Annotated in this window: 14 protein-coding genes; 6 read left to right on the forward strand and 8 right to left on the reverse strand. The window is 45.3% G+C overall.

The window, feature by feature from the left end:
- Nucleotides 1–361: 361 nt before the first annotated feature.
- Entirely contained in the window at nucleotides 362–1,450 is a 1,089-nt protein-coding gene (locus NLX82_RS12930) for an HD-GYP domain-containing protein (protein ID WP_028540988.1), read from the reverse strand.
- A 215-nt stretch (nucleotides 1,451–1,665) separates the two neighbouring features.
- Nucleotides 1,666–4,230, reverse strand: a complete 2,565-nt coding sequence (gene gyrA, locus NLX82_RS12935) for a DNA gyrase subunit A (protein WP_075153515.1) — start codon at nucleotides 4,228–4,230, stop codon at nucleotides 1,666–1,668.
- A gap of 466 nt (nucleotides 4,231–4,696) precedes the next feature.
- Between gyrA and NLX82_RS12940 the strand changes: the two genes are divergently transcribed.
- A complete protein-coding gene (locus tag NLX82_RS12940) occupies nucleotides 4,697–5,524 on the forward strand; it encodes a YheC/YheD family protein (RefSeq protein ID WP_254348230.1) in 828 nt (275 codons plus the stop codon).
- A gap of 141 nt (nucleotides 5,525–5,665) precedes the next feature.
- Here NLX82_RS12940 and gyrB read toward each other — a convergent pair whose 3' ends face one another.
- The 6 genes from gyrB to dnaA all read right to left on the reverse strand — a co-directional run bounded on the left by gyrB (nucleotide 5,666) and on the right by dnaA (nucleotide 11,986).
- Nucleotides 5,666–7,576, reverse strand: a complete 1,911-nt coding sequence (gyrB, locus tag NLX82_RS12945) for a DNA topoisomerase (ATP-hydrolyzing) subunit B (protein WP_013308100.1) — start codon at nucleotides 7,574–7,576, stop codon at nucleotides 5,666–5,668.
- A gap of 30 nt (nucleotides 7,577–7,606) precedes the next feature.
- Entirely contained in the window at nucleotides 7,607–7,858 is a 252-nt protein-coding gene (gene remB, locus NLX82_RS12950) for an extracellular matrix regulator RemB (protein ID WP_007433255.1), read from the reverse strand.
- A 16-nt stretch (nucleotides 7,859–7,874) separates the two neighbouring features.
- Complete coding sequence (gene recF / locus NLX82_RS12955) at nucleotides 7,875–8,990, reverse strand: DNA replication/repair protein RecF (protein WP_013308098.1); 1,116 nt, start codon at nucleotides 8,988–8,990, stop codon at nucleotides 7,875–7,877.
- Nucleotides 8,991–9,044: 54 nt separating this feature from the next.
- The gene (gene yaaA / locus NLX82_RS12960) at nucleotides 9,045–9,263 is read right to left on the reverse strand and encodes a S4 domain-containing protein YaaA (RefSeq protein WP_023986416.1); all 219 of its coding nucleotides are present in this window, start codon (nucleotides 9,261–9,263) and stop codon (nucleotides 9,045–9,047) included.
- Between the two features lie 47 nt (nucleotides 9,264–9,310).
- Nucleotides 9,311–10,453: a DNA polymerase III subunit beta gene (dnaN, locus tag NLX82_RS12965; RefSeq protein WP_023986415.1), complete on the reverse strand. Its 1,143-nt coding sequence runs from the start codon at nucleotides 10,451–10,453 to the stop codon at nucleotides 9,311–9,313.
- A gap of 186 nt (nucleotides 10,454–10,639) precedes the next feature.
- Nucleotides 10,640–11,986 (reverse strand): chromosomal replication initiator protein DnaA, encoded by a 1,347-nt coding sequence (gene dnaA, locus NLX82_RS12970; RefSeq protein WP_023986414.1) that lies wholly within the window; start codon nucleotides 11,984–11,986, stop codon nucleotides 10,640–10,642.
- 1,071 nt (nucleotides 11,987–13,057) lie between these two features.
- Between dnaA and rpmH the strand changes: the two genes are divergently transcribed.
- The 5 genes from rpmH (at nucleotide 13,058) to mnmE (ending at nucleotide 17,009) form a co-directional block, all read left to right on the forward strand.
- Nucleotides 13,058–13,192 carry a 50S ribosomal protein L34 gene (gene rpmH, locus NLX82_RS12975; RefSeq protein WP_007433250.1) on the forward strand — a complete coding sequence of 45 codons (135 nt, stop codon included), beginning with the start codon at nucleotides 13,058–13,060 and terminating at the stop codon, nucleotides 13,190–13,192.
- 265 nt (nucleotides 13,193–13,457) lie between these two features.
- A complete protein-coding gene (gene rnpA, locus NLX82_RS12980; RefSeq protein ID WP_013312817.1) occupies nucleotides 13,458–13,808 on the forward strand; it encodes a ribonuclease P protein component in 351 nt (116 codons plus the stop codon).
- 71 nt (nucleotides 13,809–13,879) lie between these two features.
- On the forward strand, nucleotides 13,880–14,746 hold the full coding sequence (locus tag NLX82_RS12985; RefSeq protein WP_254348232.1) for a YidC/Oxa1 family membrane protein insertase: 867 nt from the start codon (nucleotides 13,880–13,882) through the stop codon (nucleotides 14,744–14,746).
- A complete protein-coding gene (gene jag / locus NLX82_RS12990; protein ID WP_209940723.1) occupies nucleotides 14,743–15,504 on the forward strand; it encodes an RNA-binding cell elongation regulator Jag/EloR in 762 nt (253 codons plus the stop codon). The genes NLX82_RS12985 and jag overlap by 4 nt, the downstream gene beginning before the upstream one ends.
- A 128-nt stretch (nucleotides 15,505–15,632) precedes the next feature.
- Complete coding sequence (gene mnmE / locus NLX82_RS12995; RefSeq protein ID WP_013312814.1) at nucleotides 15,633–17,009, forward strand: tRNA uridine-5-carboxymethylaminomethyl(34) synthesis GTPase MnmE; 1,377 nt, start codon at nucleotides 15,633–15,635, stop codon at nucleotides 17,007–17,009.
- Nucleotides 17,010–17,024 lie beyond the last annotated feature (15 nt).

The following is a 17,024-nucleotide window of genomic DNA, read 5'->3' on the forward strand; positions in this document are numbered from 1 at the left end:
GCCGCCAGCGTTCGTCCTGAGCCAGGATCAAACTCTCCATTAAAGACCAACCGAAGTTGGTTTATAGAAAGAGCGATGAGCTCATTTTGAAACTGACGAGATAAAATATCTCTTGTTTGATTTTGCGAACAAAATCGTTTTACTCACTCGTTGTTCAGTTTTCAAAGATCAAACATTCAATGTCCGCATCGGCGTTTCTTTCAACCCCTCAGCAACTTTTATAGTGTATCATATTTCCTAGAGTTATGTCAACACTTTTTTCAAAAGTGTTTTTCGCTCTTCTTGATAACACTTGAAGCGACAAGAAATAATATATCATACTTTCTTTATATTGTGCAACTGTTATTTTAAAAATACTTAGTTAAGTAACAATACACTCGATATAAAGCTCTCTTTGCAGCATTAAGTTAATGATTTCCCCATCTACTTGAATCAACGGCCGAGTCGGATGATCTCGATCAGCGAAAATAATTTCCCCTGTACGGTTATCATTGAGGCGCACCTTGGTTCCATTATTGAATTGGGTTAACTTATGAATAAAAACTTGTACGACACTTGGGTCCAGCTTTCCAAATGATTCTGACTTGATTTGCTCTAGAACCAGATACGGTGATTGGGCAGGTCGGTATGTTTTCTCTAGAGTCATAGCATGGAATACATCAGCCACTCCAACGATTTTAGCGTAGATGTGGATTTGTTCCCCTTTAAGACGCAGTGGATATCCAGTACCGTCCACTTTCTCATGATGCTGAAGAGCTGCCAAACGCACACCTTCGTTAATAGCTTTCACATTTTTAAGCAACTGGTATCCTAGTGATGTATGGCGACGTATTTCTTCTTGCTCTTCCCACGTTAGTTTGGAGGGCTTATACAGAATGACCGGGTCCATTTTAGCGTTCCCTATGTCATGAAGCAATCCAGCAAAAGCCACTTGCATCCAATCCTTTTGAGGTAATCCGATCCATTGTGCAATGGAATAGGAAGTAAGGGAGGTTAGCACGGCGTTGTGAAAAATATAGTCCACTTCGATCATGGCGGGCGGAGTATAGGTCATTACATTATAGCGCTGAATGTGCACCAGTAAGGACTCCAATTGTCCTCGCAGTTCATATATAGATAAATTAGAGACGAGCACCGATTGAAATGCATTCTTAACGAGCATCACCATTTTGTCATACTCATCCTGAAATTGTTCAGATTCATCTCGTCCATCTAACGAAGGTCCTTGCGATTCAGATGTTCCAGATCGAACAGTCGTAGACTCGCTACTGGATTTTGTAAGATCATCCGTCCCTACCTCAACTTGCTGGATCAGGAACGCCTGTAAAATCTCCAAGTCACGCGGTAGCAGAATGCGCCCTTTCGGTAGCAGCAAGCTGCCCATTTCTGTAAATACATCGCTTTGCAATCTAAGTCCTGCTTTTAATTCGGATACGGGTACAGTTGTCATGGTCAACCTCTCTGTTCTCACAACAGCTGCTCCAGCTGCCAGTTATGATGTCATTATATTACTTGGGAATGATCCTGTACATTCATTTTATGCCATTTAAAGCATACTTGTCTGAATTCGTTAGCCAGAAAAAGAAAAAGACTCCCCGACCAAATAGTCAGAGAGTCTGTTCCATCTGAAATTTAATAACTACTGTTGTTTCCATATTCAGGCTCTTATTCGCCCTCAGAAGATTCTGGGTCGTTACCTTCCGCACCTTCTGTATTCGTTTCGAGAGTTGGTTCAACAAATGATAGAGATGAGCCCTCTCCAGCTTCCCCACCCTCTAATAATTCTTCAAGCAGTTCATCCTGCTCCTCATTCTTGTTCGCTCGACAAACAGTTGCAACCGAATCATCATCGCGAATATTAATCAGCCTTACCCCTTGTGTATTCCGACCCATCGTGGAGATTTCCCCCATGCTAGTCCGAATCAAGGTGCCACTAGCTGTAATGATCATCAGATCCTCTTCGGTTTTTACAACCTTGAGACCGACAACCGGACCATTTTTATCCGTAACATTAATCGTCTTGATCCCCTTACCTCCACGGCTTTGGATACGATAATCCACAACAGGGGTACGCTTGCCATAACCTTTGGCCGTTACAATCAGGATATCCAGGCTGGTATCTACGATGTCCATACCAATTACAGCATCACTCTCATCAAGGTTGATCCCTTTAACCCCTGTAGCGCTACGGCCCATAGACCGTACATCACTTTCAGGGAAACGGATAGACATGCCTTGTGCTGTACCAATAATCATTTCCTGTTGTCCGTCCGTCAGCTTCACTTCGATCAGGGCGTCATCTTCACGCAAGTTAATGGCAATCAAGCCACCTTTGCGGATATTTGCATAGTCGTCAAGTGGTGTCTTCTTTATGATTCCATGCTGGGTCGCAAAGAATAGATAGCTATCCTCCACAAATTCCTCGATTGGAATTACCGCATTGATCGACTCACCCTGTTCAATCTGAATCAGGTTAATAATCGGTGTTCCCCGGGCTGTCCGGCTAAGGTCAGGAATCTCATAGGCCTTAATCCGATATACCTTGCCCTTGTCGGTAAAGAATAACAAATGATGATGTGAATTCGTAATGAACAGATGCTCTACGAAATCCTCATCTTTGGTATCCATACCCACTACACCACGACCACCGCGTTTTTGACTGCGATAGGTAGTAACAGGAAGGCGTTTGATATATCCCGTATGGGTTACAGTAATAATAACATCTTCACGCGGAATGAGATCCTCATCCAGAATACTCTCTTCACCCACTGTAATTTCAGTGCGACGGTCATCAGCGAAGCGTTCCTTAAGTTCATTCAGCTCTTCGCTAATGATGTTGAGTACCAGATGCTCGTTCGCCAAAATCTCACGGTATTCCGCAATCTTTTGTATTAGCTCGTTATATTCGTTCTCGATCTTCTCACGTTCCAAACCGGTTAAGCGTTGCAGACGCATATCGAGAATAGCCTGAGACTGCTCAAGAGTGAGCGAGAAACGCTCAATCAGTCCTTCACGAGCTGCTTCTGCAGTTTGGGAAGAACGAATCAAAGCAATAACTTCGTCCAGATGGTCAAGGGCAATGCGCAAGCCTTCCAGAATGTGTGCTCTGGCTTCGGCTTTTTTCAGATCAAATTCTGTCCGGCGACGAATAACCTCGACCTGATGTTTGAGATAATGATACAAGACATCCTTCAGGTTCAAAATCTTCGGTTCGTTGTTTACAATGGCAAGCATATTAATACCGAAATTCGACTGCATAGCCGTATGTTTAAACAAATTATTCAGAACGACGTTCGGGTTCACGTCCCTACGCAACTCGATAACGACACGCATACCTGTACGGTCCGATTCATCCCGAAGATCCGTAATGCCTTCAATACGTTTGTCACGTACTAATTCGGCAATTTTCTCAACCAGACGAGCCTTATTCACTTGGTAAGGCAACTCATGCACGATAATCCGTGCTTTATTGCCAATCTCTTCTATGGTGGTCTTCGCACGCATGGTCACAGATCCGCGGCCAGTCTGGTACGCCTGACGGATACCAGAGCGTCCTAAAATATAACCTGCTGTCGGGAAATCGGGCCCTTGAATATAATCCATAAGTTCCATCGGCGTAATGTCGGGGTTTTCGATCAATGCTTGTACACCATCGATAACCTCTCCCAAGTTATGCGGAGGAATATTGGTAGCCATTCCGACTGCAATTCCGCCGACACCATTCACCAGCAAGTTAGGATAACGTGCAGGTAATACGACGGGCTCGCTCTCTTCACCATCGTAGTTCGGCATAAAATCAACGGTCTCTTTGTTCAAATCACGTAGCATTTCCATGGCAATCTTGGACAACCGTGCTTCGGTGTAACGCATCGCAGCCGCCATATCTCCATCCACGGAGCCAAAGTTACCGTGTCCATCCACCAACATATAACGCAAAGAAAAATCCTGCGCCATCCGCACCATCGTATCATATACAGCCGTATCACCATGAGGGTGATATTTACCGATAACTTCGCCGACGATTCTTGCCGATTTTTTGTAAGGCTTATCTGGCGACATGCCCAGCTCGGACATCGCGTACAAAATACGACGGTGTACCGGCTTCAGTCCGTCCCGCACATCAGGCAAGGCACGGCTAACAATAATACTCATGGCATAATCCATAAAGGATTCGCGCATTTCCACTCCGATATCCCTATTGATGATTTGCGAGTTATTTTGATCCGCCATGCTGGTCCTCCTTCTTATCCTTCAATACAATGCTCTCTATGTGAAAAGCCTAACAAGATACTGCCTATACACTCCGCTCTCTGCGCAGGATTTTGGCTGAAATCCTCATCTGTATAATTATATTACTTTCACAAAAAGAGCACAATTAAACACATCTGTCCTCTTTACAGCGTAAATCCCTCGTCATTCTCTCTCTGCCTGTAGCAGATCGCTATTCTCTTGTACAACTCACAAGCCCTGATTATAACAAATTCCCCAGAGCTGGGGATTAGCCCCCACCCTAAGGGCCTTTTCCACATACAATACGTATACGGTCAGGGTTCACTTAGCAAAATTCCGAAAAACGCCGTATTTCTCTATTATATCATTGTTTTACGCACTTGTCCTTTAGTTTCCCTTGTTTTGTCAAAGTGTTGCGGATTCCAAGTACATGACTCATATTTCGAAAAGAAAGGGATGAGATTACTTGTCTATTCAGCGAGTATCCAGTAAGTGGAACAAAACAAATGCCATTCTCCCCAATCCGACATTGGCCGCTTATGTACCGGAAACACGGTTGTACACATTTGATCACTTGAACGAAATGTTGGCCGTGTATGGTACTGTCTATATTAAGCCTGATAACGGTACTTATGGAAAAGGGGTTATGCGGGCAGAGAGGCTGACAGAACCGCTTCCGCCGACAGAAGAAGGAATCATCGAAGAGAGAACTTGGTATGTGCTTCGCTATGAAGTAGATACCTTCACCTTCGAAAGTCTAGAAGATCTGCATAGAGTGGTTTCTTCCCGCATACGAAAACGTCCATATCTGATCCAGCGTGGAATTCCACTTCTTCAGCATGAAGCACGCCCTTTCGATCTGAGGGTATTAACCCAGATGAACTTAAGACACCAATGGGAAACAACGCTTATTGTAGGACGCGTAGCTGCTCCTGACAAAGTCGTCACCAATCATCACAGCGGTGGGACAACGCGCTTTTTCAATGAGCTGGTCGCTCCATACATGGATGTAAAGGAATCTGTACGACTGGAGCAAAAATTATCAAAAATGGGCGAACGGGTAGCCTGGCAGTTGCAAAAAAGATACCCACGTTTAAGGGAAATAGGATTAGATGTGGGACTGGATCAGCAAAATTATCCGTGGATTCTGGAGGTTAACACGAGACCAGCAATCAAGGTGTTCTCTTCCCTTCCAAACAAAAGCCTCTATCATAAAATATTCAGATATGCAGTAGGCTACGGACGGTACTCTCCATCCACGGGTAAAGCCGTACGCTCTAAGAAAAAAGCCTAAAACAATGAGATTAAATATTCAAATACACCCGGGCTGGTTAATGACAAGAAAAGGGACGCCCCTTTGGGCGCCCCTTGTGAACTCCTACAAAATACTACCTAATGAGCACGTAATACAGCCACTAGGAAAGAACATCACACATTAAAAATCGAGATTTTTCACGTACTTCGCATGTTCTTGGATAAAGTCACGACGAGGTTCTACATTATCACCCATCAAGGTATTGAACAGTGTATCAGCCAGCATCGCGTCACTGACAGTTACCTGAAGCATGGTACGACTCTCAGGGTCCATCGTAGTTTCCCAAAGTTGGGTCGCATTCATCTCACCCAAACCTTTATAGCGCTGTACATTGTACTTCGCGTTTTCTCCAAATTCCCTGATGATCTCATCACGTTCCGCCTCGGAGTTCGCATAACGTACAACTTTGTTACGCTCTACTTTGAATAGTGGTGGCTGAGCAATATAAATATAGCCTGCATCAATGATTTTACGCATGTACCGATAGAAGAACGTCAGCAACAACGTACGAATATGGGCACCATCGACATCCGCATCTGTCATGATAATGACCTTGTGATAACGGGCTTTGGCGATGTCAAAGTCGTCTCCGATCCCTGTGCCCATTGCTGTTACCATCGACCGGATTTCATCACTGGACAAAATACGGTCCAAGCGTGCCTTTTCGACATTCAGGATTTTACCGCGAATCGGCAAAATAGCTTGAAAGTGACGATCACGACCCTGCTTGGCCGAACCCCCTGCTGAGTCACCTTCGACGATGTACAGTTCACTAATCGAAGCATCCTTAGAGGAGCAATCTGCCAGCTTGCCTGGGAGCGAACTGATTTCCAGCGCACTTTTACGACGTGTAAGCTCACGCGCTTTACGCGCTGCTTCCCGGGCACGTGCTGCTTGTAATGATTTATCAACCACACGGCGGGAAACAGACGGATTTTCCTCTAGGAATTCCTGGAGTTTCTCTGCGAATAGGGATTCGACAATCCCTCGCACCTCACTGTTCCCCAGCTTTGTCTTGGTCTGACCCTCAAACTGTGGTTCTGGAATTTTGACGGAGATAATCGCCGTCAATCCTTCACGCACATCATCACCGGTCAAGTTGGCATTGTTGTCCTTAATCAAGCCATTTTTACGTGCATAATCGTTAATAATCCGGGTTAATGCACTCTTGAAGCCTGATTCGTGAGTTCCGCCCTCATGGGTATTGATGTTGTTAGCAAAAGAATAAATATTCTCGGTATAGCTGTCGTTATATTGCAAAGCAACTTCGACTTGAATCATATCACGCGAGCCTTCGACATAAATCGGCTGTTCATGTAACGCTTCTCTTTTTTGATTCAAGAATTGCACATATTCACTGATTCCGCCCTCGTAATGGAATGTATCGCTGGCTCCCGTCCGTTCATCAGTCAAGCTGATTGCAATGCCTTTGTTCAGGAAAGCCAACTCACGAATCCGCGTTTGGAGCGTATCATAATCATATACGGTCGTTTCTGTAAAGATTTGATCGTCCGGATAGAAGGTCGTTTGGGTACCCGTCTCGTCTGTATCACCGATGACTCTGACATCATACTGCGGAGCACCACGGTGATATTCCTGCTCATACAGATGTCCGTCCCGTTTAACATGAACGATCATTTTGCTGGAGAGAGCGTTCACTACCGATACACCAACCCCGTGCAGACCACCGGATACCTTGTACCCTCCGCCTCCGAATTTACCACCTGCGTGAAGTACAGTCATAACGACTTCCAGCGCAGATTTTTTCATTTTGGCGTGTTCGCTTACCGGAATACCGCGTCCGTTATCTGTAACGGTAACGCTGTTATCTTCGTGAACCACAACTTGAATGCTGTCACAATAACCCGCCAGCGCTTCGTCAATGCTGTTGTCCACAACTTCCCAGACCAGATGATGGAGACCTTTGGCGCTCGTGGAGCCAATATACATCCCGGGACGTTTCCGAACCGCTTCCAGGCCCTCGAGGACCTGAATCTCGCCCGCATCATAAGACGGTTGATTCATAGACATGCCTTTCACCTACTTCTATAGATTCTATGGTTAAGCATTGGCAACAAACTGGTTTGCCCGCTTTTTGAGTGTTGTTGAGGAGATGGGGGAATAATACACCGTATTCTGAGTCACTACGATGGACTTGGCTTCCTCTTCGCCAATCATCTCGACATGCTTTTGCTGTTGGGCGTGGTTCACGTATTGCTTGGAGATTTTAGAGGATTTTTCAATCGAGATATCGAAAATAGCCACAAGCTCTGACGAGCGGATGATTTTTTCTCCACCCAGATGAATATACATAGCGGTCACTCACTCCTTAGTGTTCCACATGCCCGTCGTGGACGTGATAAATATTGGCATCCTTGAGTCGTTCTGCGTTCAAAGTCTCAACCCCGGTTGCCGTGATAAAGGTCTGTACCTTGCTTTGGAAAGTCTCGATCAGCTGGGTCTGACGATAGGGGTCCAGCTCGGACAAAACATCATCCAGCAGCAAGACAGGATATTCACCAATTTCCTCATGAATTAACTCTATTTCGGCCAACTTCAAGGACAGGGCCGTCGTCCGCTGCTGCCCCTGAGAGCCATACGTATGCACTTCTCTGCCGTTAATGGCAAAGGCCAAATCGTCACGATGGGGTCCCGCCAAAGTCATGCCACGGCGGATTTCCTGTTCCCTCATTTGGGATAACTTTATCATAAATCGCTCCAATAAGACAGCTTCATCTTCTTCCTCTGGCTCACTGAAGGAGGGAACATAGGTTAATTTTAACTCTTCAGTCCCACCTGCGATCCCTTCATGAATGGCCTGAGCCCACTTTTGTAGCTTTGTTATAAATTGTTTCCGCTTTTTAACAATTTTAACACCATGCTCAACAAGTTGCTCATTCCATACCTCCAGCATCAGCTGCACTGACGCCATATCCTTACCCCAAGCTTGCTTGAGCAAGTTGTTTCGCTGAACCAATACTTTCTGATATTGCTGCAAATGATACAGATATCCTGGCGCAACCTGTCCGATTTCCATGTCAAGAAACCGGCGGCGAACCCCCGGTGTCCCTTTCACAATTTCCAGATCCTCAGGTGCAAACATGACCACATTTAACGAACCGATAAAATCGCTCAGTTTTCGCTGCTCCAGTCCGTTGATCTTTGCTTTTTTGCCTTGTGTGGATAACGCGAGATCCAGTCTGATTTTCCCGTATTTTTTATCCACATCCGCAGCTAGGTGAGTGGAAGTAGCCCCGAAAGAGATTAACTCCTTGTCGCGGGACGTTCGATGACTTTTGGTTAAAGCCAGTACAAAAATCGCCTCTACCAGATTCGTTTTGCCCTGCGCATTTTGTCCGATCAGCAAATTAACGGGCCCAAATTCATTCAGCTCCAGCTGTTCATAGTTCCGGTACTGCTGCAAAACAATGTTGTTCACAAACACATAGGGTCCCCCTTGTTACTCCGTACCTAAAAGGAGTCCTTGCCACCCAGGCGATCATGCTCCTGCTGTAACTTCGAAACTTCCGTTGTCCTCTACTTCTACGGTATCACCCGGGTACAGTTTTCTTCCACGACGTTCTTCCGGTTCACCATTCACACGGACTTGTCCCTCTTGCAGCAGGGCTTTAGCCATGCCTCCTGTGGATACACAATCGGCTAATTTTAAAAATTGATCGAGCTTAATGTATTCGGTTTGTATAGATATCTGTTTCAAGGCTTGTTCATCCTTTCGCTTGTCCTCGGGTGGGTTAACGCTAAACGTCAGTTGGTTGTGCGATATGGCAGGATGATATACAGCGCATTGCTGGAATCAGCCGGTTTTAAAATAATGGGGCTCATAATGCCGGTAAAAGCAATCGTCAGCTGCTCGCTGTCAATCACCTTCAGCACGTCGAGCATGTATTTAGAGTTGAACGAAATTTTGAGCGGCTCTCCCTCAAATTTGGACACAGTTACTTCCTCACGCACTTTGCCAAGCTCAGAGGAACTAGAGGAAATCTCCAAACCGCCATTTTCCAGCGACTGCATTTTTACAATATTCGTTTTTTCCTCACGGGACAGCAAATAAGCACGGTCAATTGACTCACTTAAACTTTTTGTATCCACAATCAGTTCTGTTTTGTAGGAGGTCGGAATAATTCTAGAAGTATCAGGATAGGTGCCGTCCAAGATGCGGGAATAAAATAGCACCCGATCTACTTTGAATAATACCTGATTGTCCGCTACTACGATATCCACAAGCATATTTTGATCTGGAATAATTCTGCTCAGCTCATTCAGCGTTTTGCCCGCAATGACAACATTGCTAAAACGCAAGCCTTCAGACGTCTCCAAATGAGCGCTACGGGTGGCAAGGCGGTGGCGGTCCGTTGCCACAAACTTCAATTCACCCTCAGCCAGATTCCACAACACGCCAGTTAAAATCGGTGTCGTTTCGTGGGTGGAGATGGAGAATACCGTCTGTTTAATCATATTTTTAAGTAAATCTCCTGGTACAGAGATGACTTGATTTTCTTCAATGTTGGGAAGCACCGGGAATTCTTCAGGGTCCAAGCCAACAATCTGAATTTCAGTTGCGCCGGACGAGATAAAGGTTTGGAATTGGTCTTTTACCTCCATATGGATCTCCTGCGACGGCAACTTTTTGATAATTTCGACAAAGAATTTGGCAGGCAGCACAACACTGCCGGGTTGTTCGACCTGAACAACAGTTTGGTCACCATCCTCCATCGGAATAAAGGATTGAATGGAGATGTCTGTATCGCTGGCGGTCAGCGTTACTCCCTGGTGATTCACATCCAACTTAATACCACTCAGAATTGGAATCGTAGTCCGACTTGATATCGCTTTGGATACATGTTGTATAGCCTCGTTCAAAACGTTTTTCAGAATGCTGATCTTCATAAGTTCCTCCTACGGGTTTTAATCCTTCAAGCACGCGTTGACGCGGGCCTTATTTAGGTGATGTATATCTTTAAAATATATTAGTAATAGTAATAGGCGCACTGAATATGTGGATAAGTCACTGTAACCCTAATAAAATCAAGCCTATCCACATGTGTATAAATTGTGTATAGGCTCTGAACTTATTCAGGTTGGATTTTTGATTTTTTCTATTAGGCTGTTGATAACTTTAAACAGATCCTGATCCACTTGAATGGATTTGGAGATTTTTTCGTGCGCATGAATGACAGTCGTATGATCACGCCCACCGAAGGCTTCGCCGATTTTTGGCAAAGAATAGTCGGTTAGCTCACGAGACAGGTACATGGCAATCTGTCGTGGAAAAGCTACAGCCTTCGTCCGCTTACGCGCTTTAAAATCCTCCAGCCGTAGATTGTAAAATTCCCCGACTTGATGCTGTATATCCTGAATCGTGATCATTTTTGGACGACTGGACGGGATAATATCTTTCAACGCCTCAGCCGCGAGATGACTTGTGACATCCTGATTGGTTAAGGAGGAATAAGCGACAACGCGAATAAGCGCCCCTTCCAGCTCACGGATGTTTGTATCAATTTGATTAGCGATATACATCATGGCCTCATTAGGAATATCCAGGTTCTCCGCCCGCGCCTTTTTCCGAAGAATAGCAATTCTCGTCTCCAGATCCGGCGGTTGAATATCCGTAATAAGTCCCCACTCAAAGCGAGAGCGCAGCCGTTCTTCCAGCGTTGGAATTTCTTTAGGCGGCCGATCGCTTGAGATTATAATCTGCTTGCGTTCCTCATGAAGGGCGTTGAACGTGTGGAAAAATTCCTCCTGCGTCGATTCCTTGCCCGCAATGAATTGAATATCATCAATGAGCAAAATATCAATGTTGCGATATTTATTCCGGAAACTTTCCCCGCGGTTGTCCCGAATGGCATTAATGAATTCATTCGTAAACTTCTCCGACGATAAATAAACGACCTTGCTGGTCGGATTGTGCTCCAAAATATAGTGTCCGATAGCGTGCATCAGATGCGTTTTCCCCAGCCCCACACCACCGTATAAAAACAGCGGATTGTAAGCTTTTGCCGGCGCCTCGGCGACGGCCAGCGATGCCGCATGGGCAAAACGGTTCCCCGATCCGATGACGAATGTATCGAATGTATATTTGGGATTCAGCATATGGGACACAGCTTCTTCATGAACGACCGGCTGCTGCTGAGGTTGTTGCTGAAGGTCGACCTCGGCGGGCTTGTTCTCTTCAATAACGAACTTGACCTCTAGTTGTTTGCCCAAAATTTCATAAACCGTTGCTCCGACTAGCTTGGTATAGCGGCTTTCAAGCCATTCCACGGCAAAAGTTGTCGGTGCAGAAATCACAATGGAGTGGTCATTTAGTTTCGCTGCCTTGGTAGCCTTAAACCAAGTGTCGTAACTCGGCTTACTCAGCTTGGTTTGTATGATGGATAGAATTTGCTGCCATAGTTCAGAGGTATGGCTGTCCACAGACGTCACTCCTTTTAAATCCTGACATTTTACCGAATTAAGCTGCAGAGAGCTGCTCTCGGCGCTTCGGCAAAACGCCTAAATCCCAAAAATGTTGTTGAAGGCCATAAAAAGACATACCGCCGCCTAAATCATGCGGCAGTGTGGTGAGAGAACGCAGCACAAAATGACCCTGAAAAATAGCTAATGGAAATTCCGCTGCTGATCAGCAGAAGAAAGGCGATATTTCTCAGGAGGGAATGTGCGGCACGATCCGTTCTCTTGATCCCGCAGGCCAAAACGGGACTGCAATATGTCGAAATCAAATGAAAAATGTAGAATATATCCCCAGAATCCCGAATCCGCACAAAAATAAAAAGATGGATAAATTGAACTTGTTCACAACTTTATCCACAGGGTGTTGATAATATGGAGGGTAAAACAACATATTCACATTCAAAAGTAATATCATCATAGCAAAAGAAGCCTTGTATTTCAATGACTGGTGGTTATTTATCCACAAATTCAATCTGTTGTGTACAATTTTTATTCACAACACAAGATATTGTTTATAATTTGTTCAGTTTTCGACAATAACTCTTTTTTACTCTAAAATGTTATGCACAGGTTATGACCATTTAAATCACAATTCAGTTCTTTTTGTGGATCTGTGTATAACAGCCGTTGCCTTTTGGTCACAGAGGCTTATTTTTCTGTTGAAAATTTCCGGTAACGTTTCCGACATTATTTTTGAACGAACCTGATAACGTCGATCTGAAAATAGGATGGATTCAAGTTACAGAATGAATAAATGTAAAAAACCGTTTTTTGGAGGAGCGAAAACTACAAATAGAATGCTGATGATGGAGGGAGAGGTGAAAGAAGTTTTATGAAGTAAGGGGATAAAAGAGTAAAGTGTGAGCGGGAGGAAGGGGAGGAGGCTTCCTGAATGCGAAAAAGAGGGAGAGGATTCACAAGTACATTGACTTTGGCCGCTATTTGTGGTTAAATGTACAAAGGTGTTTTTTGTGGAGATTGCTACGTTAGGTATATTCCATATAAAACGTATTCCTTGTAAGGAGGTGCAGCACAATGAGACCGACTTTCAGACCGAATGTCAGCAAACGTAAAAAAGTTCACGGCTTCCGTAAAAGAATGAGCACGAAGAATGGCCGTAAAGTTTTGGCAGCTCGTCGCCAAAAAGGTAGAAAAGTATTGAGTGCGTAATGCGTGCATAAAGACCACTACGGTGGTCTTTTTTTTTCATAATTGAGGTATTCAGGGATCGGATTCCTTCTTTTATTGTTGTAAAAAATGTAGTGAAAGAAGAGGGAGAAGTCCAGCATCCTGTCCTATATTAGATGAAGCTTTTGAAAATGGATATAAAATAAGCGAGATTACCATGTTGGAATGTTGTCCATACTTCTTACTATATAAAAGGTAAAGGTTAGCTTACCGACATGTGTAAAAGAGATGAGCAAGGAGAAGCGCCGTGCAAAAAAAATTGCGTCTACGAAACCGGGCGGACTTTGGGCGCGTATACCGCCATGGCAAATCTTTTGCCAACCATCAGTTTGTGGTGTACTGGTTCCGCCGCAGAGAGGTAGAGCAGTTCCGCGTCGGAATTTCGGCCAGCAAGAAGATCGGCAACGCAGTAGTTCGCAACCGGATGCGCAGAATCGTTAAGGAAATTGTGCGCCATCATGAGCATGAATTGGTGGAGCAGATTGACCTGATTTTTATCGTTCGTAAGGGTGCGGTTACAATGTCGTATCAAGAGCTGGAGAAAAGCGTGCTGCACGTTCTACGCAAAGCCTCGCTGCTCAAGTCTTCACGCCGATAGTCAGTATCTTTGTCCTACAGGATATGGTATGATTTACGTTGGAATGGATTGGTTAAGAAAGGGGTTATGAAGTGTCGCGTTTGAAGACTCAACGAGGAAAATGGTTCCTCCTGATTGCCTTATTGGCACTTGTTGCTGTGCTGTCCGGATGTGCTCAGACGGCCCACAATTCTTACACGACGGCAGACTTGGCCAATGGATCGTTTTGGCAAAGATATGTCGTTTACTGGTTTTCGTATGCGTTAGATACATTTGCCCAATGGTTCTCTGGAGAGTATGGCCTGGCCGTACTGATTCTGGTGATTATCGTGCGAACCATTATTTTGCCGCTTACACTCAAGCAAGTACGTAGTTCCAAAGCTATGCAGGCCATTCAGCCGCAATTAAAAGAAATTCAAGCGAAGTACAAGGATACGCCTGAAAAAGTCCAGCAAGAGACGATGAAGTTGTTCCAGGAAAATAAGGTCAACCCGATGGCTGGCTGTCTTCCTTTGGTAGTACAGATGCCAATTTTCATCGCGCTTTATAATGCCATTTATTATAACTCGGCATTGCGGGATCATGACTTCTTGTGGCTCCAGTTAGGTAAACCGGATCACTTGTTTATCTTGCCGATTTTGGCAGCGATTACGACTTTTGTCCAAACCTGGATGATGATGAAAATGAATCCGACGCCGCAGCAGGGACCAATGCAATTTTTGCTGTACGTCTATCCGGTGCTGATTCTGTTCATGTCGTACAACTTCCCATCCGCTTTGCCGTTGTACTGGTTCTACAGTAATATTTACACGATCATTCAAAACTATTTCCTTTATCGGAATAAGGATAAAGAAGCAACACTAGCGAATGTGAAAACAGCCAGTCTCGCGAAAACAGGTTCCTCCAATAGTAAGAGAAAAAGTGGCAAAAACACGAAGGGGGCTAAAAAGTCGAGATGACCAAAGTCGTGACATCAGGAAAAACCGTTGAAGATGCTGTAAGACAAGGACTCTCCCAGCTGGGAGTAAGCCGTGAACGGGTAACCGTAAGCGTGTTGGAACAGCCGTCAAAAGGATTCCTGGGGTGGCTCGGGGTCAAGAAGGCGAAGGTGGAGCTTACGCTGCTCTCTGAGCCGTCTCCTGAAACCACACACGCGGCTGAACCTCATGTATCGGCTCAAGCACCTTCTAGCGTGGGACTGGCTTTATCAGAAGAAACTGGGCCTGTTGCACAGGAAGCACAGATGAACATGGGAGCACCTTCGGGACATATAGATCCTTATGAAGAGGCGGTGCGTTTCATCCGTGAAACAGCAGCAGGAATGGGATTGGACGTTAAAGTTGATGTCCGCCACCGCAAGGATGAAAGTACACTGGATATCTCCGGTCCGTCACTCGGTATGTTGATCGGCCGCAGAGGACAGACATTGGATGCATTACAGTACCTGACGAATATCGTTGCCAACCGTCATTCTGACAAATTCATCCGAATTGTGCTGGATGCCGAGCAATTTCGTGCACGTCGGCAAAAAACGCTGGAGGATTTGGCAGATCGGTTGGCAAACCAGGCTATTCGTTATGGCAAGGAAGTGGTACTGGAGCCAATGCCGTCACAGGAGCGGAAGCTGATTCACGCCAAGCTCCAACAGCATGCGCTGGTTAGAACATACAGCAAGGGGGACGAGCCCAATCGGCGCGTCGTCATTGCTAAAAAATAATCCGACGCAATGGCTCTCTGCAAGATGCAGAAGCCATTGCTTTTTTTCTTATATTTCTCGCTGAAACGGCTGCCGTCCTTGATGAAGGACGGCAATGTCGTTTCTACTTGATAGGAGGTAGAAACTTTATGCTGAGCGATACTATAGCTGCCATTGCAACGGCTGTCGGCGAGGGCGGCATTGCGGTTGTACGGATCAGCGGTCCAGAAGCGGTCACGGAAGTGGAGGCTTTGTTCCGTAGTAAAACGCCTCTAAGCAAGGCTCCAACTCACACGGTACATTATGGACATATAATAGATCCTCAAAGCCAGGAAAAGGTGGAGGAAGTTTTAGTTACAGTGATGCGGGCTCCACGCTCTTTTACGACAGAAGATGTCGTAGAAATCAGCACTCATGGCGGGGTCGTAGCCGTCAAACGGGTGATGGATTTACTATTGCTGCAAAATATACGTCTGGCTGAGCCAGGTGAATTTACGAAACGTGCTTTTTTGAATGGTCGTATTGACCTGAGTCAGGCGGAGGGTGTCATTGACTTGATTCGTTCCAAATCAGATAAAGCTTTTTCGGTGGCTTTGAAGCAGGTGGATGGACAACTGTCCCAGAATATTCGTCGCTTGCGTCATGTTTTGGTGGAGACACTTGCTCATATTGAAGTGAACATTGATTATCCTGAGCATGATGTTGAATCTTTTACATCTGACTTAATCAAGGATAAAAGCAGTCAGGTCATGACGGAAATTGATCGGCTGTTGCATACGGCGGAGCAGGGAAAGATTTTACGTGAAGGGCTGACCACAGCGATTGTTGGAAGACCAAATGTGGGAAAATCATCACTGCTGAACACATTGGCTCAGGGCGAGCGGGCAATTGTGACCGATATTCCGGGTACAACCCGTGACGTTATTGAGGAATATGTGACGATTAATAGTATTCCGCTCAAGCTGCTGGATACAGCCGGGATTCGTGAAACGATGGATGTAGTGGAACGGATCGGAGTAGAACGTTCGAGAACGGCGGTTAGTGAAGCGGATCTGCTGCTCATCGTCATTAACGCCAACGAACCACTGCATGAGGATGAAATGGCATTAATGGAACAAATCCGCGGTAGACAAGCGATTGTCATTATGAATAAAATGGACTTACCGGCCCAAGTAGACCGGGATTTGTTGCTGCGTTATGTTCCCGAAGAGCTTATCGTACCGATGTCTGTGAAGGAAAATGAGGGAGCGGACCGACTGGAGCAGGCTATATCGAATTTATTCTTTAGCGGCAAGCTGGAATCAGCGGATATGACATATGTCAGCAACGTACGGCATATTGCTTTGTTGAAGAAGGCGCGGCAATCGCTGGTAGATGCCTATGAAGCCGCTGATCAATTTGTTCCGATCGACATGATCCAGATTGATGTAAGGCTGGCATGGGAGCATTTGGGTGAGATTGTAGGCGATACTGCGCATGATGCGCTAATAGATCAAATATTTTCACAATTTTGTCTGGGCAAATAGAACTTTCAAGCATGG

The sequence above is a fragment of the Paenibacillus sp. A3M_27_13 genome (genome assembly GCF_024213315.1).
In the GTDB taxonomy this organism is placed as follows: Bacteria; Bacillota; Bacilli; order Paenibacillales; family Paenibacillaceae; genus Paenibacillus; species Paenibacillus polymyxa_B.